This is a genomic window from Streptomyces sp. NPDC093071 (genome assembly GCF_044754545.1).
GTDB lineage: Bacteria > Actinomycetota > Actinomycetes > Streptomycetales > Streptomycetaceae > Streptomyces.
Genome location: NZ_JBIVPH010000001.1, coordinates 1,361,947 through 1,375,020, shown reverse-complemented (window position 1 = coordinate 1,375,020; position 13,074 = coordinate 1,361,947). Strand labels below are relative to the sequence as shown.

14 protein-coding genes are annotated in these 13,074 nt (G+C 74.7%); 4 read left to right on the top strand and 10 right to left on the bottom strand.

Annotated features, from left to right (window positions below; genetic code table 11):
• Nucleotides 1-22: 22 nt before the first annotated feature.
• The 4 genes from ACIQD7_RS05740 to ACIQD7_RS05725 all read right to left on the bottom strand — a co-directional run bounded on the left by ACIQD7_RS05740 (nt 23) and on the right by ACIQD7_RS05725 (nt 4,322).
• Nucleotides 23-802 (bottom strand): cytochrome d ubiquinol oxidase subunit II, encoded by a 780-nt coding sequence (locus tag ACIQD7_RS05740; protein WP_402439624.1) that lies wholly within the window; start codon nt 800-802, stop codon nt 23-25.
• Nucleotides 803-841: 39 nt separating this feature from the next.
• Complete coding sequence (locus ACIQD7_RS05735) at nt 842-2,203, bottom strand: cytochrome ubiquinol oxidase subunit I (RefSeq protein ID WP_402439622.1); 1,362 nt, start codon at nt 2,201-2,203, stop codon at nt 842-844.
• Between the two features lie 135 nt (nt 2,204-2,338).
• Entirely contained in the window at nt 2,339-3,007 is a 669-nt protein-coding gene (locus ACIQD7_RS05730) for a response regulator (protein ID WP_402439620.1), read from the bottom strand.
• A 40-nt stretch (nt 3,008-3,047) separates the two neighbouring features.
• Nucleotides 3,048-4,322 carry a sensor histidine kinase gene (locus ACIQD7_RS05725; protein WP_402439618.1) on the bottom strand — a complete coding sequence of 425 codons (1,275 nt, stop codon included), beginning with the start codon at nt 4,320-4,322 and terminating at the stop codon, nt 3,048-3,050.
• Between the two features lie 151 nt (nt 4,323-4,473).
• On the opposite strand from ACIQD7_RS05725, the gene ACIQD7_RS05720 reads away from it, so the two are divergent.
• Nucleotides 4,474-5,250, top strand: a complete 777-nt coding sequence (locus ACIQD7_RS05720; RefSeq protein WP_402439616.1) for an SGNH/GDSL hydrolase family protein — start codon at nt 4,474-4,476, stop codon at nt 5,248-5,250.
• Nucleotides 5,251-5,301: 51 nt separating this feature from the next.
• A complete protein-coding gene (locus tag ACIQD7_RS05715) occupies nt 5,302-6,039 on the top strand; it encodes a hypothetical protein (protein WP_402439614.1) in 738 nt (245 codons plus the stop codon).
• Here ACIQD7_RS05715 and ACIQD7_RS05710 read toward each other — a convergent pair.
• Both ACIQD7_RS05710 and ACIQD7_RS05705 read right to left on the bottom strand, forming a co-directional pair.
• Nucleotides 6,029-6,826 (bottom strand): hypothetical protein, encoded by a 798-nt coding sequence (locus ACIQD7_RS05710; protein ID WP_402439613.1) that lies wholly within the window; start codon nt 6,824-6,826, stop codon nt 6,029-6,031. The genes ACIQD7_RS05715 and ACIQD7_RS05710 overlap by 11 nt on opposite strands.
• A 99-nt stretch (nt 6,827-6,925) precedes the next feature.
• Nucleotides 6,926-7,393 carry an NUDIX hydrolase gene (locus ACIQD7_RS05705; RefSeq protein ID WP_402439611.1) on the bottom strand — a complete coding sequence of 156 codons (468 nt, stop codon included), beginning with the start codon at nt 7,391-7,393 and terminating at the stop codon, nt 6,926-6,928.
• 243 nt (nt 7,394-7,636) lie between these two features.
• On the opposite strand from ACIQD7_RS05705, the gene recA reads away from it, so the two are divergent.
• Both recA and recX read left to right on the top strand, forming a co-directional pair.
• Nucleotides 7,637-8,770, top strand: a complete 1,134-nt coding sequence (gene recA, locus ACIQD7_RS05700; protein WP_121831081.1) for a recombinase RecA — start codon at nt 7,637-7,639, stop codon at nt 8,768-8,770.
• A 4-nt stretch (nt 8,771-8,774) separates the two neighbouring features.
• The gene (recX, locus tag ACIQD7_RS05695; protein ID WP_121831080.1) at nt 8,775-9,341 is read left to right on the top strand and encodes a recombination regulator RecX; all 567 of its coding nucleotides are present in this window, start codon (nt 8,775-8,777) and stop codon (nt 9,339-9,341) included.
• Nucleotides 9,342-9,635: 294 nt separating this feature from the next.
• Here recX and ACIQD7_RS05690 read toward each other — a convergent pair whose 3' ends face one another.
• The 4 genes from ACIQD7_RS05690 to ACIQD7_RS05675 form a co-directional block, all read right to left on the bottom strand.
• Nucleotides 9,636-10,076 carry a rhodanese-like domain-containing protein gene (locus ACIQD7_RS05690; protein ID WP_402439608.1) on the bottom strand — a complete coding sequence of 147 codons (441 nt, stop codon included), beginning with the start codon at nt 10,074-10,076 and terminating at the stop codon, nt 9,636-9,638.
• Between the two features lie 23 nt (nt 10,077-10,099).
• Nucleotides 10,100-10,684, bottom strand: coding sequence for a cysteine dioxygenase (locus ACIQD7_RS05685; protein ID WP_402439606.1), 585 nt, complete (start codon nt 10,682-10,684; stop codon nt 10,100-10,102).
• A 114-nt stretch (nt 10,685-10,798) separates the two neighbouring features.
• Nucleotides 10,799-10,870, bottom strand: a complete 72-nt coding sequence (locus tag ACIQD7_RS05680; RefSeq protein WP_310851512.1) for a putative leader peptide — start codon at nt 10,868-10,870, stop codon at nt 10,799-10,801.
• 47 nt (nt 10,871-10,917) lie between these two features.
• A complete protein-coding gene (locus tag ACIQD7_RS05675) occupies nt 10,918-12,618 on the bottom strand; it encodes an FAD-dependent monooxygenase (RefSeq protein ID WP_402439604.1) in 1,701 nt (566 codons plus the stop codon).
• Nucleotides 12,619-13,074 lie beyond the last annotated feature (456 nt).

The following is a 13,074-nucleotide window of genomic DNA, read 5'->3' as shown; positions in this document are numbered from 1 at the left end:
CGGAGCCCCGGGAGCGCGTGGCTCAGAGGTACGAGGGGCCGGTGACCCGGTGCCGGAAGGCGTACCAGGTCCAGGCCTGGACGGTCACGAGCAGTGGGGTGACGACGAGGAGCGCGGGCACGAGCAGGGCGAGCGTGGCCGGGTCGGCCGCCCGCCCGGCCAGCGGCAGCGCGCTCCCCGCCCAGAGCGGCAGCCAGGCGAGCAGGGCACCGGTGAGCGCGAAGGACTGCCACGGGTGCCCGGTCCGGCCGACGAGCCGGCGGGCCCGCTCGTACGGCGCTCCCGTGAGCCGCAGCGCGGCGAAGCCGAGGCCGTGCGCGGCGAACAGCGCGGCCACGGCGAGGGCGATGAGGACCGCCGCCGGGCCGGTCGCCGGGGTGTACGGCCGTCCGGTGAGCAGGGCGGCGAGCAGCCACCCCCAGGAGAGCGCGACGGTCCAGCTCCCGCAGGCCACGGCGGCGTCGCAGCGGGCGCGCCGGCGCGGCCCGGCGCCCCGGCCGCGCGACCAGAGGCCCGTGTCGCGCACGACCCATCCGGCGAGCAGGGCCACGACGACCGGGAACTGACCGCTCAGGAGCTCCCCTTCGAGGTCGGGGAAGCAGCCGACGAACACTCCGGCGGCGGCGACCAGCCAGACCTCGTTGCCCAGGAAGAAGGGCGCGAAGGAGGCGAGGACGAGCCGCCGTTCGCGGTCGCTCCGGCCGAGCCAGGGGGCGAACATGCCGGTGCCGACGTCCGTCCCGGCGAGGACGAACCAGCCCGCGGTGAAGAAGGCGAGCAGGGCGATGGCCGGGGTCTCCACGGGGGACTCCTTCTTCCGGTAGGGGCGGAGAGCGACAACTCAGTAGCGGGGGACCGGCAGCACGTCGGCCGGATCGCCCGGCCCGTTCGGCTCGCCTGGCCCGTTCGGCCCGCCCGGCCTCTTCGGACCACCTGGACCGCCCGGCCCGCCGTCCGTGCCCGGCCGTTCGTCGTGCCCCAGGCCGGACTCGACGGGGCCGCGGCGGGCGTGCCGGGCCAGGAGCCGGGCGTTGAGGACGGCGAGCAGGACGAAGAGCGTGGTGAAGACGGCGAGCGAGAGGCGCATGGCGCCGGGGGAGAGGTCCGAGACCGCGTCCTCCGTCTTGAGGAGCCCGTACACCACCCACGGCTGACGGCCCGCCTCCCGGAACACCCAGCCGCTGATCATCGCGAGGTACGGCAGCGGCACGGCCGCCATCAGGACGACGTGCCAGAGCCGGAACCGGAAGACGGCCTTCTTGAAGCAGGCCAGGATCACCCCGGCGAAGCACAGGTACATCATCAGGGCGAAGCAGAGGAGCATCACCAGGCCGCCGCCCCGGGTCCACGCCTCCGAGGGCACGTAGTCGCCCGGACCGAAACGTTCCGTCATCTCCGCCTGGAGGCGCGCGACCTCGGCCGCCTTTCCGCCGAAGACCGCCGCCTTCATCGGCTGGAAGGTGGCGAGGGCCCCGAGCTGGAGCCCGCCGAAGACGGCCGCCGCCATCAGCGCGGGCGCCGACAGGAACACCCCGATGCGCAGGCTGCGCCCGAAGAACTCCCACTCGGGACCGCGGCGGAAGAGGTGGTACGCGCTCACCCCGGCCATGAAGAACCCGGCGGTGAGCAGCGCCCCCGCCAGGACGTGGCCGAAGGCGAGGAGCGCCGAGGGGTTGGTGAGGACGGCGACCGGATCGTCGAGCACGAGCCCGCCGTCCCCGGAGGAGCCGTACCCCACGGGGTGGTTGAGGAAGCCGTTGGAGACGAGGATCCAGTACGCCGACAGGTGGGCGGTCAGGACGACGATCCAGATCGCGGCCAGGTGGGCCCAGCGGTTGAGCCGGTGCCAGCCGAAGATCCACAGGCCGAGGAAGGTCGACTCGACGAAGAACGCCACGACCGTCTCGACGGCGAGCGAGGCCCCCAGGACGTTGCCCGCCTCGTGCGTGAGCCCGCTCCAGGCCATGCCGAACTGGAACTCCATCACCAGGCCTGTGACGATCCCGACCGCGTAGTTGATCACGTACAGCTGGCCCCAGAAGCGCACCATGCGCGCGTGGATCGGGTTCCGGCCGAACGTCGCCCGCGTCTGGAGCACCGCCACGACCGTCGCGAGCCCGAGGGTGAGGGCGACGAAGAGGAAGTGGCCGCCTGCGGTGAGGGCGAACTGCAGCCGCGCGAGATCGAGTACGTCCTGGTTCACCCGTTCAGCGTCGGCGTACGACGGGGGGCCGGGCGTCACCCCGGGGTGGACACCGGCCGTACCCCGGTGGTTGCGCCGGTCCCCGCGCGCGTACCCCGTGGGTTGTCCCCGCCGGAGCCCGTCCCCTAAGGGCCGTCAGGCCAGCCAGCCCGGCGTGATCATCCCGGACTCGTACGCCAGGATCACCAGCTGCGCCCGGTCCCGTACGGCCAGCTTGGTCATGATCCGGCTGACGTGGGTCTTGGAGGTGGCGGGGGAGAGGACCAGGCGGCCGGCGATCTCGTCGTTGGAGAGCCCCGCGCCCACCAGGCCGAGGACCTCCCGCTCCCGCTCGGTGAGGGCGTTCAGGCGGGGGCTCGGGTCCGGCCGCCGCTCGGCCCGTCCGGCGAACTCGGCGATCAGTCGGCGGGTCACGGCCGGGGAGATCAGGGCGTCGCCGCGCGCCACCACCCGCACCGCGTGCAGCAGCTCCATCGGCTCGGTGTCCTTGACGAGGAAGCCCGAGGCGCCGGCGCGCAGCGCCCCGTACACGTGGTCGTCCGCGTCGAAGGTGGTCAGGACGACCACCCGGACCCCCTCCAGCCGCTCGTCGGCGGTGATGCGGCGGGTGGCTTCGAGGCCGTCGAGCACCGGCATCCGGATGTCCATCAGGACCACGTCCGGGCGCAGTTCGCGGGCGAGACCGATCGCCCGCTCCCCGTCGCCCGCCTCTCCGACGACCTCGATGTCCTCCTCGTCCGAGAGGATCGACCGGAAACCGGCCCTGACCAGGGTCTGGTCGTCGGCCAGCACGACACGGATCATCGGGCGCCCTCCTGGGAGCTCTCCTGGGGTACGGCGCGGGTCATCGGGTGTCCTCCCGAGGGTTCTCCCCGGAGCCGGACTCGGACCCGGAGCCGGGCCCGGACTCGGACCCGGACCCGGGTGCGGCGTACGGCAGCCGGGCGTCCACCAGGAAACCGCCGCCCTCCCCATTCTCGGCGGTCAGCTCGCCGCCGAGCGCGCGGGCCCGCTCGGCCATGCCCCGGATGCCGCTGCCCGCCGGCCGGCCCTCCGGAGCGCCCCCGCCGTCGTCCGCGATCCGCAGCCGCACCGCGTCCGGGCCCCAGTCGAGGCCGATGTCCACGGTCCTCGCGCCCGCGTGCCGGGCGATGTTCGTCAGCGACTCCTGCGCGATCCGGTACGCGGCGAGGTCGACGGGCGGCGGCAGCGGCACGGGGGTGCCCGTGACGCCCGTACGGACGTCGAGACCGGCGCTCCGGGCCCGCCCGGCGAGGTCGCCGAGGAGCGCGAGGCCCGAGGAGGCCGGGGTCGTCGGGGTGGCCTCGTCGGCGCGGCGCAGCACCCCGAGGGTCGCTCGCAGCTCGCGCAGCGCGTCCTTGCTGGTGGCTTTCACCGCCTCCAGGGCCTCGGTCGCGGTGGCGAGTCCGGACTCGGGGGCCGGCTTCTTGCCGAGCCGGTGCAGCGCGGCCCCGGACTGCACGTTGATCAGCGAGATGCTGTGGCCGAGGACGTCGTGGACCTCGCGGGCGATCCGCAGCCGCTCCTCGGTGGCGCTCTGCCGGGCCCGCGCCTCCTGCTCCCGCTCGGCGGCCAGCGCCCGCTGCTCGGCCTCGTGGAGGTAGGCGGCCCGGGTGCGCTGGGCGCGACCCACCGCGACCAGGCTGATCAGCCAGCCGGCCAGCATGGCGAGTGAGGTGTCGTCGATCTGCCGGTGCCCCGGCTGCTGCCGGATCTCTCCGGCGCCGACCGCGACCAGGGTGACGGCGGCGAGCGCGACGGCGGCGGCGAAGCGTCCTTCGGCGGCGGTCGTGTAGAGCGCGAGCGCGAAGGTGATCATCAGCGGGCCGTCCTGGGCGGACAGCGGGTAGTAGACGGCGCAGGCGAGCAGTGTGACGACGGCGACCGCGACCGGCTGCCGCCGCCGGAAGTACAGGGCCCCGCAGCCGACCAGGACGAGTGCCCAGCCGAGCGCCGCCCGGAGCGCGGGCTCGCCCGTGTGGCGCGCCGCGACGAGCGTCCAGACCGCCACGACGAGCAGGACGGCGCCCGCCACGAGGGCGTCGGCGGCACGCGGTGACGGACGGCCGCCGCCAGGGGCGCGGAGGGGGAGGGACATGCGTCGAAGGATAGGGCGGAGGACGGGCGCGAAGAGTAATCGCACAGTTGCCTAGTCAAGGAAGTGAGTAGGGTGGGCGTGGGTGGAGGGACGGGCTCGCGGGTCCGCTCGCCCGCCGGGTCGATCGATGGTGAGGGAAGGCGGAGGTCCGATGACGGACGGCACGTTTCTGCGGTACGTCGCGCTGGGGGACAGCCAGACGGAGGGCGTCGGCGACGGCGACGACACCGGCGGCCTGCGCGGCTGGGCGGACCGGCTCGCCGAACTGCTCGCCCGGGACCGGCCCGGCACGCTCTACGCCAACCTGGCCGTACGGGGCCGCCTCGCCGGACAGGTGCGCGCCGAACAGCTCGCCCCCGCCCTCGCGCTCCGGCCGGACCTCGCCACCGTCGTCGCCGGCTTCAACGACCTGCTGCGGCCCCGCTTCGACCCGGATGTGACGGTCGGGCACCTGGAGGAGATGTTCGCCGCGCTGACCGGGCAGGGCGCGCGCGTGGCGACGCTCACCTTCCCCGACGTCGGCCGCATCACCCCGCTGGCCCGGCCGCTCGTCCCGCGCGTCCGGGCCGTCAACGCGCGCATCCGCGAGGCCTCGGGCCGGCACGGCGTCATCGTCGTCGAGACCGGCCACCACCCGGTCGTCACCGACCCCCGGCTGTGGAGCGCCGACCGGCTGCACGCCGGTCCGCTGGGCCACGCGCGCATCGCCGCCGCCGTCGCCCAGGCCCTCGGCCTGCCCGGCGCCGACGACTCCTGGACCCGCCCGCTGCCGCCGCCGGCCGTCCCCCTCCCCGTGGGACTCCGTGCCGAACTGCGCTGGGCCGGCGACTTCCTGGGCCCCTGGCTGGGCCGCCGGCTGCGCGGCCGGTCGTCCGGCGACGACCGCGCGGCCAAGCGCCCGGAGCTGCTGCCGGTGGTACGGGGCTGAGGGAGCCTCGCGTACGGTGACCGCCATTCCGGCGGAGGAGGGGTGCGCGGCGTGACGGACGACGGCGGGTGCGAGGGGTGGCCGCACGGGCTCGCCCGGGTGGTCGCCGAGCGGTTCGGGCACGGCCCGTTCCGGATCGAGCACACCGGCGGCGTCGAACGGCTGGTGTGGACCGACGGGCCGACCGTGGAGCAGGTGGCGGCGGTGGTCCGGGAGGCCGGTCCCGCGCGGGGCGCGGAGCCGCCGCACTGTCTGCGCCTGCTCTCGGAGGAGTCCGTCGCCCTGGGGGCCGTACGGCTGGCGGTGGAGGCGGGGCGCGGGCCCGGCCGCCGGGCCCGCCCGGGGATCACGCCCGGGGACGTGGAACGCCTGTGGCGCGACGTACCGTTCCCGTCGCCCGCGACCGACCGGGAGCGCGATCTGGTCTACGCGGTGGTCTACCAGGCGCACGACGACCGCCGGAGCAACCACGTCGGCGCCGGGCCGATCTGCGACCTGGTGACGACGGCGGGCCTCGCGTGGTTCCTGGAACGTGTACGGGCCCCGCTCGCCCCCGCCGAACTCCTGACGGCCCGTTACGCCGCCACCCACGCGCACCCGGCGTGGAGGTACTGCCTGACGCCGATGCCCGTCCCGGCCCTGGTCCGGGCGGTCCTCGCGGACCGGCGGGCCGGGCCCGAGGTCCTCACCGCCGCACTCGCCCTGGTGGCGGAGCCCGGATCGTCGTACGACGAGGAGATCGATGCGGCCGCCGAGCTGCGGGAGCGTCTGCGCGGGTTCAGAGCGTGAGGACGGGACGGACGGAGGCGTCCTCGACGAGGTCCTCGCCGTCCGGGCCGTACACGAACTCGGCCGTGAGGGGATTGCGGTGGGCGGTGGCCAGGGGGAGCCACGCCAGCAGGTTCCCGTAGCCGCCGCACACCGACTCGCCGCCGTCCCCGCCGTGCACCGCCGTGGGGTCGCTCGTCAGCTCCATGTCGTACGTGTCGTGGGCGATGCGCGGGCCGAAGGCGCTCGGCAGGCGGTGCGGGCCGGTGTCGTCCCCGTAGGGGATCCGGTCGAGGGGGCACTCGTCGCCCCAGCGGAACAGGGTGGTGGCTCCGGCCCCGCAGGCGTGCTCCCACTCGTCGGGGTCCGGCATCCGCAGACCGCGCGCCGCGAGCGCGGCGGGCACGGCGGCGGGCGGCTCCGCCAGGCGCTCGCTCTCCATGGCCATGAGGACCGTGGGCAGCGTGACGTCGCGGCGGGGGCTGAGCACGCGCGCGAGGTGGGCCCGCAGGTCGGGGCCGTCGCCGAAGCCCTGCTCCACGCTCTCCGCGTAGTCGGCGAGCTGCGCGGACGTCGGTTGCCAGGCGTCCGTGTCGAAACCGAGGGTCACGGGGCCGCCGGGTATCAGGGCGAACTCCCGGCCGTCCCGCTCCACGCGGGCGCGGTGCAGCGGGGCGCCGAGGTGCTCGACCGTGTCGACGGCGGTCACGCGCCCGTCCACCCGGCGCGCGGCCTCCTGGGCGAGACGGCGTGCGGCGGACAGGTCGAAGGACCGCCACTGGTGGAGGGTGAGATCGGCGAGAGACATGCTCCGCAGGGTGGCACAGGGGTGTGACAGTGGCCGGGGCGGTGGCCGGGGGCGTCTCCTCGGTGCCGGTCGGTGCCGGTCGGTGCAGATCAGTGCAGGTCAGTGTCGGATCAGGCCTCCGACCGGGACCGGGTCGACGTGGCCGGTCGGCGGAAGGGAGTGCGCCAGGGCCAGGCCGACGTCGACCAGGGACGACCGGCGCAGGCCGGTGACGGCGGGCAGCGGGGTCCAGACCGATTCCGCGGTCTCGCCGTTCGGCTCGGGACGCAGGCGGCCGGGAGCGAGCCGGATCCGGTAGAAGACGCCCACGTTCTGGTGCGCGACGCCGGCGCGGGCCTCGGCGGCGGGGATCGTCCGGGAGTCCACGCCCAGCAGGCGCTCGACCATCGCGTCGCGGCCGGTCTCCTCGGCGACCTCCCGGACCACCGCGTCGAACGGGTCCTCCCCGTGCTCCACCCCGCCGCCCGGAAGCGTCCAGGTGGACTCGCCCTCCGGCGACACGTGGCGGGCGAGCAGCACCCGCCCGTCCTCGACGCACACGACGTACGCCGCCAACCGGAAACTCATCCTTCTGCCTCCAGGGAGAGCCGGGCGCGGCCACTGCGGGGGCCCCGGCGGGACGGCCCGGGTCCGCGTGGCGCGCTTGACACTGAAATCGAACATCCATTCTGATGGAGTTCCGGCCCTTGGAAACGCGGGGTTGTCGCGGAGTTGTCCACAGGTCGGGCGGGACGCCGGGGCCCATTGTCAGTGGCAGGGGTTAGCGTCTTTCACATGAAGCGATCGACTCAAGCAAACCGGGTGGAACCCATGGCAGGAACCGACCGCGAGAAGGCGCTCGACGCCGCGCTCGCACAGATTGAACGCCAATTCGGCAAGGGCGCCGTGATGCGCATGGGCGACCGCACCCAGGAGCCGATCGAGGTGATCTCCACCGGCTCGACCGCCCTGGACGTCGCCCTCGGCGTCGGCGGACTGCCGCGCGGCCGTGTCGTGGAGATCTACGGACCGGAGTCCTCCGGCAAGACGACCCTGACCCTGCACGCCGTCGCCAACGCGCAGAAGGCCGGCGGCCAGGTCGCCTTCGTCGACGCCGAGCACGCCCTCGACCCCGAGTACGCCAAGAAGCTCGGCGTCGACATCGACAACCTCATCCTGTCCCAGCCGGACAACGGCGAGCAGGCCCTCGAGATCGTCGACATGCTGGTCCGCTCCGGCGCCCTCGACCTGATCGTCATCGACTCCGTCGCCGCGCTCGTCCCGCGCGCAGAGATCGAGGGCGAGATGGGCGACTCGCACGTGGGCCTCCAGGCCCGCCTGATGAGCCAGGCCCTCCGGAAGATCACCAGCGCGCTCAACCAGTCCAAGACCACCGCGATCTTCATCAACCAGCTCCGCGAGAAGATCGGCGTGATGTTCGGCTCGCCGGAGACCACGACCGGTGGCCGCGCCCTCAAGTTCTACGCCTCGGTGCGCCTCGACATCCGCCGCATCGAGACCCTCAAGGACGGCACGGACGCGGTGGGCAACCGCACCCGCGTCAAGGTCGTCAAGAACAAGGTCGCGCCCCCCTTCAAGCAGGCGGAGTTCGACATCCTCTACGGCCAGGGCATCAGCCGCGAGGGCGGCCTGATCGACATGGGCGTGGAGCACGGCTTCGTCCGCAAGGCGGGTGCCTGGTACACCTACGAGGGCGACCAGCTCGGCCAGGGCAAGGAGAACGCCCGCAACTTCCTGAAGGACAACCCCGACCTCGCCAACGAGATCGAGAAGAAGATCAAGGAGAAGCTGGGCGTCGGCGTCCGTCCCGAGGCCCTGTCGGCCGAGCCGGGCGCGGACGCGGCCGCCACCGACCCGGCTGCCGCGGACGACGCCGCCAAGAGCGTCCCGGCCCCCGCGGCCAAGACCGCGAAGGCGACCAAGGCCACCGCGGTCAAGAGCTGAACCGGTGACCGGTCGCACCGAATGGCCGGGTGACAGCCCCGACTCGTCGAGGGCCGAGAAGGAGCTGTCACCCCAGGATCCGGCTGAGCGGGCGCGCGCGATCTGCCTGCGCCTGCTCACCGGGACCCCTCGCACGCGCAAGCAACTGGCCGACGCGCTGCGCAAGCGGGAGATCCCCGACGAGGTGGCGGAGGAGGTCCTCTCCCGCTTCGAGGACGTCGGGCTCATCGACGACGCCGCCTTCGCGGGGGCCTGGGTGGAGTCCCGCCACCACGGCCGGGGCCTCGCCCGCCGCGCCCTCGCCCGGGAGCTGCGGACCAAGGGCGTCGAGCCCACCCTCATCCAGGAGGCGGTGGACCAGCTCGACTCCGAGCGGGAGGAGGCCACGGCACGCGAGCTCGTGGCCCGCAAGCTCCGTGCCACCCGCGGCCTGGAGCGCGACCGGCGGCTGCGGCGGCTCGCAGGGATGCTCGCCCGCAAGGGCTACCCCGAGGGCATGGCCCTCCGCGTCGTCCGCCAGGCGCTGGAGGCGGAGGGCGAGGACACGGAGGGGCTGGACGAGTCCTTCTGAGAGGGGGCTGCTGCTACCGGGGCCTTCTGAGACGGGGCCTTCTGAGGCGGAGGCTTCATGACACCGGGGTCTGTTGAGACGGGGGTCTGCTGAGGTCGGTGTCTTGCAATGCGGAGATCTTGCGCTACGGGGGAGCCTTTCAGGACAGGGGAGCTTCTGGCAGGGACGGGTTTCTGGCGAGGACGGGTTTTCGGCGCGGAGGAGCTTCCGGTACGGGGAAGCTTCTAGTGTGACGGGGCAGAGGGGTTCGTCCGGTTCGGGCGGTAGGGCCGGGGGAGGCCCCGGCCGTCCGCGTCAGGTCCGGGCCGCCGGGAGGAGGACCGGGAGACCGGCCGCCTTCCAGGCCTGGAAGCCGCCGATGAGGTCCGTCGCCCGGTGCAGGCCCAGGCGGCGCAGGGACTCGGCCGCGAGGGAGGAGGCGTAGCCCTCGTTGCAGAGGACCACCACCCGCAGGTCGTGGCTGTCGGCCTCCGCCGCGCGGTGGCTGCCCAGGGGGTCCAGCCGCCATTCCAGCTCGTTGCGCTCCACGATCAGGGCGCCCGGGATCAGCCCGTCCCGCTCGCGCAGGGCCGCGTAGCGCGTGTCCACCAGGAGCGCGTCACCCGCCTCATACGCCTCGTAGGCGGCCCGGGGCTCGATGCGGTCGAGGCCCGACCTGACCCGCTCCAGAAGCTCGTCGATGCCCACCCGACCCGCCACCTGATCCGCCACCTGATCCGCCACTCGCTCTGTCACCCGGTCCTCCCGCTCCTCGACGCTCACTGCCAGTCCTCCGGCCGCTCGACCTGTTCGAGACGCAGCACCGCGCCCGTGCGGCTGAAGCGCCGGATCAGCGGGAGCGGCGGATAGTAGGCGTGCACCGACACCGCGTGGGTGTCCGGGGAGTCGTTGAACACCTCGTGCACGTGGTGGCGGCCGAAGGCCCGGCCCGTGCCCTCTCCCAGACGCCGGGAGCGGTCGACCCCGTCGGCCAGTTCCAGGGTCTTCCAGCCGCTCGCCGGCAGCCGGACCGCGAGCGCGTTCTCGGTCAGCGTTCCGCGCGCGGTCGCGAAGGCGCCCTGCGACTCGGCGTGGTCGTGCCAGCCGGTCCCGGTGCCGGGCGGCCAGCCGATGAGCCAGGCCTCGCTGCCGCCGGGGCCGTCGAGCCGTACCCAGGTACGGCCCTCGGGGTCGAGCGGCAGGGAGGCGATCAGTTCCCGGTCGGCGGCCGTGCGCCGGACGAAGTCCAGCAGCTCGGTCGCCGTCGGAGCCGTCGGAGCTGTCAGAGCCGCCGGAGCAGGGGGAGCAGGCGGAACGGCCGGGGCCGGGGCGGTGGGTGGAAGTGAGGTGGCGTGCTGGGACACGGGTGACCGTCCTGTGGGTTCGCGAAGAGCGCGCGACGGCACACGGCACACACGGACCCGCGTCGGCGGACGCGGAAAGGGGGCGGCGGGGGCGCGCGCGGGGCAGGGGCGAGATCAGCAGGACGGGCGACACACGCAGCCCGCGTAGCGGAGCAGGTCCATGTGGACCCTCCGCCACAGGCGCACATCGGTGTCGGTCACGCTCCGGAGTACACCACGCGTCCCCGGCGGAATCAATGCATGTCCGCCGTGCGGTCACTCTCCGCGGGCGCCTCGGAGGGCGCTCCGGAGGACTTTCCGGAGGCCAACTCGGCGGGTTCCCGGTCGGTGAGGGGGCCGCCGCGGACCGCGTCCGCCGCCGCGTACAGCTCCTCGGGGCGCACCCCGGAGAACGCCGCGACGAGGTGCCCGTCGGGCCGTACGAGGAGGACGGCGTGAGCCGGTGCCCCCGGGTAGGACTCCGACACCAGGACCTCGGACCGCACCGGGAGGGCGCGCACGGCCTCCTCCAGGCGGGGCATCACCCCGGCGGTCCGCCAGTGGCGCCGGTCCCACACCCCGGTGCCGGGTGCGATCAGGAGGACCAGGAGGCGGCCCTGACCGAGCCGGTCGCGGAGCCGTACGGTCGTGCCGTCGGGGGCGGTCACGCGGACGTCCTCGACGGGCGCGCCCGGCGGGGTCCCGACCGGGATCTGCCCGTCGGCGTACGGAGGCGCGAGGGGGGAGTGCGGGTACGCGGGGGGCGCGCCCAGCGGCCCGCGCCCCACGTGCCCGTCGGTCAGCAGCGCGTCGTGACCGCGCGCGGCCCCCGGCAGGTACGTCCGCAGGCCCCCGCCGCCGCGCAGCACCGGCAGCGACTGGTCCGCCGCGCGCAGCCGGGTGGCCACGGCCGCCCGCCGCTCGCTCTGGTAGCTGTCGAGCAGCCGGTCCGAGCCGCCGTGGTGCCAGGTGAGGGCGAGCTTCCAGGCGAGGTTGTCCACGTCCCGCAGACCCTCGTCGAGCCCCTGGGTGCCGACCGCGCCGAGCAGGTGCGCCGCGTCCCCGGCGAGCAGGACCCGGCCGACCCGCCAGCGCCGGGCCAGCCGGTGGTGCAGCGTGTGCACCCCGGTGTCGATGAGCTCGTACGGGGGCGTCACCCCGTCGCACCAGCCGGCCAGGGTCTCCCGGATGCGGGCGATCAGGGCGTCCGGGGTGACCAGGTCGCCGCGCGGCGGAAGCAGCCAGTCGATCCGCCACACCCCGTCGGGCAGCGGGCGCGCGCCGATCTCCTCGGCGGCGCCGCGCCACGGCGGCTGACGGTGCAGCAGGGCCTCGCCGGGCCAGGGCAGTTCGGTGCGCAGCGCGGCGACGGCGTGCCGTTCCACCGCCGTACGGCCGGGGAAGCGGATCCCGAGCAGCTTGCGCACCGTCGAACGGGCGCCGTCGCAGCCCACGAGGTGGCTGCCGCGCCACCAGGTGCCGGCCGGGCCCCGGGTGTGGGCGACGACCCCGTCCCGGTCCTGCTCGACGCTGTCGAGCCGGGCCTCGGGGACGAGCTCGATCAGCTTCTGCCGGGCGACGGCGTCGCGCAGGCCACGGGCCAGGGCGTGCTGGGGGATGTGCAGCGGGGCCGCCGGGGCGGCGGGCGAGGCGGGGTCCTCGGACCACTCCTCCGTACCGCCGAGGCCCAGGTCGAGCTCCAGGTGGCGCACCACCTGGCGGCGGCGCATACCGCGCCACCCGACCCAGCGGACCCCCTCGTCACGGAGGGTCGTGCAGCCGAGGCGCTCGACCATCGCGGCCATGTCGGCGCGCAGCACGACGCTCCGGGCCGGGCGGGGCTCCTCCTTGCCGGGGCCCTCGTCGAGGACGACGCTGGGCACGCCCTGCGCGGCGAGCGCGAGGGAGAGCGCGAGACCGACCGGCCCCGCGCCCACGATGATCACCGGGTCCACGGCGCGGCTCCTGAAGGCCGGACGGTCATGAGGGCAGCACGGTCGAGTGTGGCACGGGCCCGGTGGTTGATCACAGACCGTATGCAACCCACTGAGGGTGCTTGCGTCAAGCGACGGGGTGGGCGCGGTGCGACCGACCTCAAGTCGGTGCCGCGAACGGCGGGGCGGGGGCGCTCCGCCGGGCGCGGGACGGAGGCGTGACGGGGCGTACGCGAGGGGCGGGGCGGGCTGACGGGGCCCTTGGGGCGGTGTCGTACGGGAGGGGTGGAGGCGGGTTACCGGGGCACGACGGGTGGCGTACGGGAGGAACGGGCGCGGGCTGCCGGCCCCGGCCCGACCCCGGCCCGGCCCCGGCTTCCCGCCCCGCGACGCCATCCGCCCCGCGACGCCGCCGTACGCGAAAGAGCGGGCGGGGCGGCCGACCTGGTGTCGGTACCGCCCCGTCCGCTCTCGTTC

What these genes read in the sequence shown, in the direction of transcription:
- ACIQD7_RS05730 (WP_402439620.1), bottom strand. Translation starts at nt 3,007, where the DNA reads ATGATCCGTGTCGTGCTGGCCGACGACCAGACCCTGGTCAGGGCCGGT.
- ACIQD7_RS05725 (WP_402439618.1), bottom strand. Translation starts at nt 4,322, where the DNA reads ATGTCCCTCCCCCTCCGCGCCCCTGGCGGCGGCCGTCCGTCACCGCGT.
- ACIQD7_RS05720 (WP_402439616.1), top strand. Translation starts at nt 4,474, where the DNA reads ATGACGGACGGCACGTTTCTGCGGTACGTCGCGCTGGGGGACAGCCAG.
- ACIQD7_RS05710 (WP_402439613.1), bottom strand. Translation starts at nt 6,826, where the DNA reads ATGTCTCTCGCCGATCTCACCCTCCACCAGTGGCGGTCCTTCGACCTG.
- ACIQD7_RS05705 (WP_402439611.1), bottom strand. Translation starts at nt 7,393, where the DNA reads ATGAGTTTCCGGTTGGCGGCGTACGTCGTGTGCGTCGAGGACGGGCGG.
- recA (WP_121831081.1), top strand. Translation starts at nt 7,637, where the DNA reads ATGGCAGGAACCGACCGCGAGAAGGCGCTCGACGCCGCGCTCGCACAG.